This window comes from Elizabethkingia argenteiflava, assembly GCF_009904105.1.
Classification (GTDB): Bacteria; Bacteroidota; Bacteroidia; order Flavobacteriales; family Weeksellaceae; genus Elizabethkingia; species Elizabethkingia argenteiflava.
This window is the reverse complement of record NZ_JAAABJ010000111.1, coordinates 1-5,498: the sequence shown is the minus strand read 5'-3', so window position 1 is coordinate 5,498 and position 5,498 is coordinate 1. Positions and strand designations below refer to the sequence as shown.

General features: G+C 34.2%; 5 protein-coding genes. 3 read left to right on the top strand and 2 right to left on the bottom strand.

What is annotated here, in order from left to right; translation table 11 throughout:
• Positions 1-613: 613 nt before the first annotated feature.
• Positions 614-1,126, bottom strand: coding sequence for a gamma carbonic anhydrase family protein (locus tag GNY06_RS00625; RefSeq protein WP_166518347.1), 513 nt, complete (start codon positions 1,124-1,126; stop codon positions 614-616).
• Between the two features lie 162 nt (positions 1,127-1,288).
• Between GNY06_RS00625 and GNY06_RS00620 the strand changes: the two genes are divergently transcribed.
• The 3 genes from GNY06_RS00620 to GNY06_RS00610 all read left to right on the top strand — a co-directional run bounded on the left by GNY06_RS00620 (position 1,289) and on the right by GNY06_RS00610 (position 4,154).
• Positions 1,289-2,167 (top strand): NifU family protein, encoded by an 879-nt coding sequence (locus tag GNY06_RS00620; RefSeq protein ID WP_166518346.1) that lies wholly within the window; start codon positions 1,289-1,291, stop codon positions 2,165-2,167.
• 42 nt (positions 2,168-2,209) lie between these two features.
• Positions 2,210-3,253: a ferrochelatase gene (gene hemH / locus GNY06_RS00615; protein WP_176589920.1), complete on the top strand. Its 1,044-nt coding sequence runs from the start codon at positions 2,210-2,212 to the stop codon at positions 3,251-3,253.
• A gap of 256 nt (positions 3,254-3,509) precedes the next feature.
• The gene (locus GNY06_RS00610; RefSeq protein ID WP_166518345.1) at positions 3,510-4,154 is read left to right on the top strand and encodes an MBL fold metallo-hydrolase; all 645 of its coding nucleotides are present in this window, start codon (positions 3,510-3,512) and stop codon (positions 4,152-4,154) included.
• A gap of 146 nt (positions 4,155-4,300) precedes the next feature.
• Here the strand turns inward: GNY06_RS00610 and GNY06_RS00605 are convergent, their stop codons facing one another.
• Entirely contained in the window at positions 4,301-4,858 is a 558-nt protein-coding gene (locus GNY06_RS00605) for a thioredoxin family protein (protein ID WP_166518344.1), read from the bottom strand.
• Positions 4,859-5,498 lie beyond the last annotated feature (640 nt).

The following is a 5,498-nucleotide window of genomic DNA, read 5'->3' as shown; positions in this document are numbered from 1 at the left end:
ATGACTGTTATACAATGCATTAATAAACTAAACAATAGAAATATTAACAACTTAAAAACTCGTATTGCTTAAATCCACCACGGGTTATGATCCATATAATCTATTATAGCCCGTATGTTTCTATTTGGCCAATCTAGAATAATCCTAGAACTTTAATGATATGGATCAACAGGTTATGGAGATGAGCAGATAGTTAAAATTAAACGAATAAAGAGGCTAACATTCAAATCATAAGGGTTCAATTGATTAAGACATCAATTGATGCTATCAGAGAAACAAAAATTTCAATAAATTAAGACACAAAAATCAACCAAAATTAATAAGGCCTTAAGCTTCTAGGTGTATAAACAATTAAAACATTAAAGTAACGTATCTTAAAATAAAGAGAGTCAAAAAAAAGAAGTACTGCAAAACAATATTTCCTATTGTTAATAGTGGTTCACTCAACTGAATGAAAGATAGGAATACATGAAAAGGAAAGCAACAACTAAGTAAATCCTATTATACTCTCCGGTAGATGCGGACAAGAGTAGACAACACTTACATACCACCAAAAATTTAGTCTACAAGATAACCTCCAGAGTAAGCTTAATGGGATCACTGAAAGAGTTTACTACTCATACCAGGACGAGTACTTCACGTAATTATTAGATATTCTATGAATTTCTCCTTCTAGTAGTTCTACAGAAACAGATTTTATTTTTTTCGCAGGAATACCCGCCCATATTTCTCCAGCTTTAATGTGTGATCCTTGGGTCACTACTGCTCCGGCTGCCACAATGGAGTTGGTCTCGACAATACAATCGTCCATGACAATAGCTCCCATTCCGATAAGAACATTATCATGAATCTGACATCCATGAACAATGGCATTATGACCTATAGATACGTTATTTCCGACCACTGTCTGGGTTTTCTCAAAGGTACAATGAATCATGGCATTGTCCTGAATATTTACCTTATCTCCTATTCTTATACTGTTCACATCTCCACGAATAACTGCATTAAACCACACACTGCAATTCTTTCCCATTTTGACATCCCCGATTATGGTAGCTGTCTCCGCCAAATAAACGTTATCTCCAAACTCAGGAGTTTTCCCCAATAATTCTTTTATTAATGCCATATTTTGTTTTTATAAATCAAATGAATCGAAAGTTTCTAACGCTAACAGAACCCTGTATTTCAACACATTAACATCTCGAATCATTTTAAGTATGGTTTATATTTTTATTCTCGGCCAATTTACGATATTTTTGTACTTATTTTTCATTTAGGCACAAAAAGCATGTATCAAATATCAATAGAATCTACTGAAAACCCTAACGTACTGAAATTTGTAGCAGGGCATACCTTGATAGAAGGCTCTCTAGAGCTGGATAGAAATTCAGATATTTCAGAAATTCCCGTAGTTCAGGAATTATTTAACTATCCTTTTATTAGTCGCATCTTTATTACAGCTAACTTTATTGCAGTAGCAAAAGAGGATAAGGTAGAGTGGGATGTCGTCCAACAAAGCTTAAAAAATGTAATCGAGGATCAGCTTTTGGCTTATCCCAGGATCTTTTTACCTAAAAAAAAGGAGCTTTACACTTTATATGCAGAGATGACCCCCAATCCCGCAGTAATGAAGTTTGTTTCTAACAAATTTTTATTGGAGGGTTTTTTAGAAGTTAGAAGTGCCGAAGAAGCCGAAGACATCCCCTTGGCAAAAACAATTTTTGAAAAGCTGGATTATGTGAAAAATGTATTTATCAGCGATAATTTTGTAGCACTCACCAAATCGGAAGATGTCCAATGGCATGAAGTCATGATGGATGCCCGGGGTTTTATTGCAGCCTATTTACAGGCTGGCAACCCGATTAGCAATATTCCACCCCTCCAACATGAAAATCCAGTCGAAAAAATCATCAATCGTAATTATACGCATGACGAACAGAAAATCAACGATATCCTCAATGAATATGTAGCTCCTGCTGTTGAAAATGACGGAGGAAAGATTTCTCTAATTGAATACAATAAGGAAAGTAAAACAGCTAAAATGTTATTACAAGGAGCTTGCAGTGGATGTCCATCTTCTACCGCGACCCTAAAAAATGGCATAGAAGGTATTTTAAAGCAATTTTTACCTGAATTGGTCAAAAATGTGGAAGCGGTAAATGGTTAATTCTTCTACCTTCTAAATTCGATAATTAAAAAAACTTAACGTTTGGAAATTTCAGCACCTAAAGTTCAAACTTCAGCTTCTCAACAAGGCATCCTACTGGTTAATTTAGGCTCTCCTAAATCTACATCTGTAAAGGATGTTAAAACCTATCTTGATGAATTTTTAATGGACGAAAGGGTAATCGATCTGAGATGGCTCTTTAGATCCCTTTTAGTGCAAGGGATTATTCTGCAAATCCGTCCAAAAAAATCAGCAAAAGCTTACCAGAGCGTATGGACAGAGGATGGTTCACCTCTTATCGTCTTCTCAAAGCAGATACAAAAAAAACTTCAAAAAGTAGTAGATCTACCCGTTTCTTTAGGAATGCGCTACTCCGAGCCTTCTATTGAGGAAGGGATCCGCCAGCTAGTCAACCAGGGCATAAACGAAATCATACTCTTTCCTCTCTATCCTCAATATGCCATGAGTACTACGGAAACCGTTACGGTGAAAGCAGAGGAGGTTCGAAAGAAAAAATTTCCAGATATTAAGATTAAATATGTAAAACCTTTCTACCATCGTGATATTTATATTGAAGCTTTGGCCAATAGTATTAAAAAGCAGCTTCCCGATGACTTTGATATGCTCCAGTTTTCCTATCATGGTGTACCTGAAAGACATATTTATAAAACAGATCCTACCCACACCTGTAATCTGGAAAATTGTAGAAGTGACCTAAATTTTCATTTTAATGAATACTGCTATCTAAATCACTGTTATGAAACTACGCGTTTGGTTAGAGAGCGACTAAACTTACCTGAAAATAAGGTCATCATCACTTTCCAGTCCCGATTAGGCAAAGATCCTTGGTTAAAGCCCTATACGGATATCACCTTAGAGCATCTCCCTAAAAAAAGGGTTAAAAATTTAGTGGTCGTATGCCCGGCTTTTGTATCGGATTGCTTAGAGACTTTAGAGGAAATCTCCGAAGAAGGTCAGGAAATCTTTAAAAAGGCAGGTGGAGAAACCTTTACCTATATCCCTTGTCTGAATGATAATGATGAGTGGATACAGGTTATGAAAAAATTATGTGAAGAGCTTTATTAAGAATTTTCAATCGGCACGACTTTGTAATATTATTTATTTTTTACAACCGAAAACCATATTAATATACCATTTTAAAGGAATGGATACAACTGCCACTTTGATCCGACAGTTTTTAATCCCTGTAATTAATACAGGGATTGTATATACGCCACAACCTTATAGCTATTGTTACTATCTAAATTTAACTCTTTGATCAGTCACTCCAGAAAAGCTTTTGTAAATTTACTCTCATATAAAATTTCAATTTTATCCCTCTATGTTAAATCTCCAAATATTCAGTTTCAATCCTTTTTCTGAAAATACTTATATTGTCTACAATAACAAAAACCAAGCTTGGCTCGTAGATCCAGGAAATAGCCAGCCTTATGAAAACGACAGCCTAAAGCACTTTATTGATGAAAAGGAGCTAAAAGTTGAAAAAATACTACTCACCCATGCCCATATCGATCATATTCTCGGCTTACAATGGGCTCATGATACTTACAAAGTTCCTGTATATCTCCACCCCAAGGAAGAAGAAATTCTAAAAATGGGTAGCATCTCCGCACAACGCTTTGGATTTAATTTTTTTGATTTTGAAGGAGATCTAAAATTCATTGATGAGCATAATGAATTACACTTGGGGGAGCATCTCTTCCACCTTTTTTTTACTCCAGGTCATTCTCCGGGAAGTCTTAGCTATTATAATGCTGAAAATAAATTAGTGATATCGGGAGATGTTTTATTTCAGGGCAGCATTGGCAGAACAGATTTATATAAAGCTAATTTTGAACAACTAATGGAGAGCATTGAAAGACAACTCTTAACATTACCTAATGATACCCAAGTATTTTCAGGACACGGAAAACCTACATTTATAGGTATTGAAAAGGAAAACAACCCTTTCCTAAAGAAAAAGTAGCGGGAGAATTCCCTAATTTGCAAACTTAAGGAAGTTAACTTTTTTGTCTCTATTGAATGCTTCGCTTTTTTTGATAAAAAAGATGAAGAGATGCTACACGTAGGCGCAGCATCTCTTATATATTTACACAAAACGTATCCCTCTTATTAGTCTTTCCACTTAATATTACAACCGATACTGGGTAATTGTAATTCTTCTTGTGGCTGTCCGGCCAATAGATTCTCAAAAGCAATAATCAGATCTTCACCTGTTACTTCTTTATGGTTAGCAGGGCGAGATTCGTCCATCTGACCCCTGTAGATTAAATCTAATTTTTCATCAAAAAAATAAAAATCAGGGGTACAGGCTGCTCGATACGCTTTTGCTATAGCCTGGCTTTCATCATACAAATAAGGAAAGCTTATATTTTTTTCTTTTATAAAATCCAACATTTTATCCGGAGCATCAGCGGGATACCGCTCTATATCATTTGAATTAATGCCTATAAACTGAATTCCTTTTTCTCTATAATCTTCATGAAGCTCTACGAGCTTATCAATTACATGGTGTACAAATGGGCAATGATTACACATAAATACTATCAATGTTCCCTTTTCTCCTTTTAATTCCTGAAGACTCTCTAATCTTTCATTCAGAGGGTTTTCAAGTTCAAAATAAGATGCTTTGGTTCCTAAATCTAACATATTAGAATGTGTTGCTGCCATTTTCAATTATTTAAAGTTAAACCTTTAAAGAATGCTTTTATTAATATAGAAAGGCCCTATTGCCTTTTTCTAAAAGCTCATTCATCTAACACACAAAGATAAAACTAATTTTAAGATTATCTAACAGGTAATTGTGCTTCTTTTTAAACAATTTTTCATGTAAAATAAAAACCTTTACTCCACTTTATATACGACAGGCATTTTGGATACAGATACTCATACCTGTGCATATTGACGCCTAAAGTAATAAAAAGAGAAATCCTAAATTACATTTTACTACGTATCTGTATATTTTTTTAGCCTCTTAGTCCTTTTGAAGTACCTTGGTGGTACTTACTCCTGTAAATATTGAGATTTATTGATCCCTATTTTTAAATTTAAAAATTAATACACTCATAACTGGATAAAAAAATAGTCCTGAATTTGCATGTATTTTTTTGATAAAGTTGTCTATGTTTTTAATGAAACTAAACTATGAAGTTGTTTAAACTTAATTAAACAAAAAGAGTTCCGAGAAAATTAGCAAATTTGTATTGCAAATCAAATAACTAATAATCTGGAACTCATCAGCAAAAATAAAATAGAAAGATGGATTTTACCTCATTTAAGCGAAGCAGAAATAGATCATAAAGGATTGTTT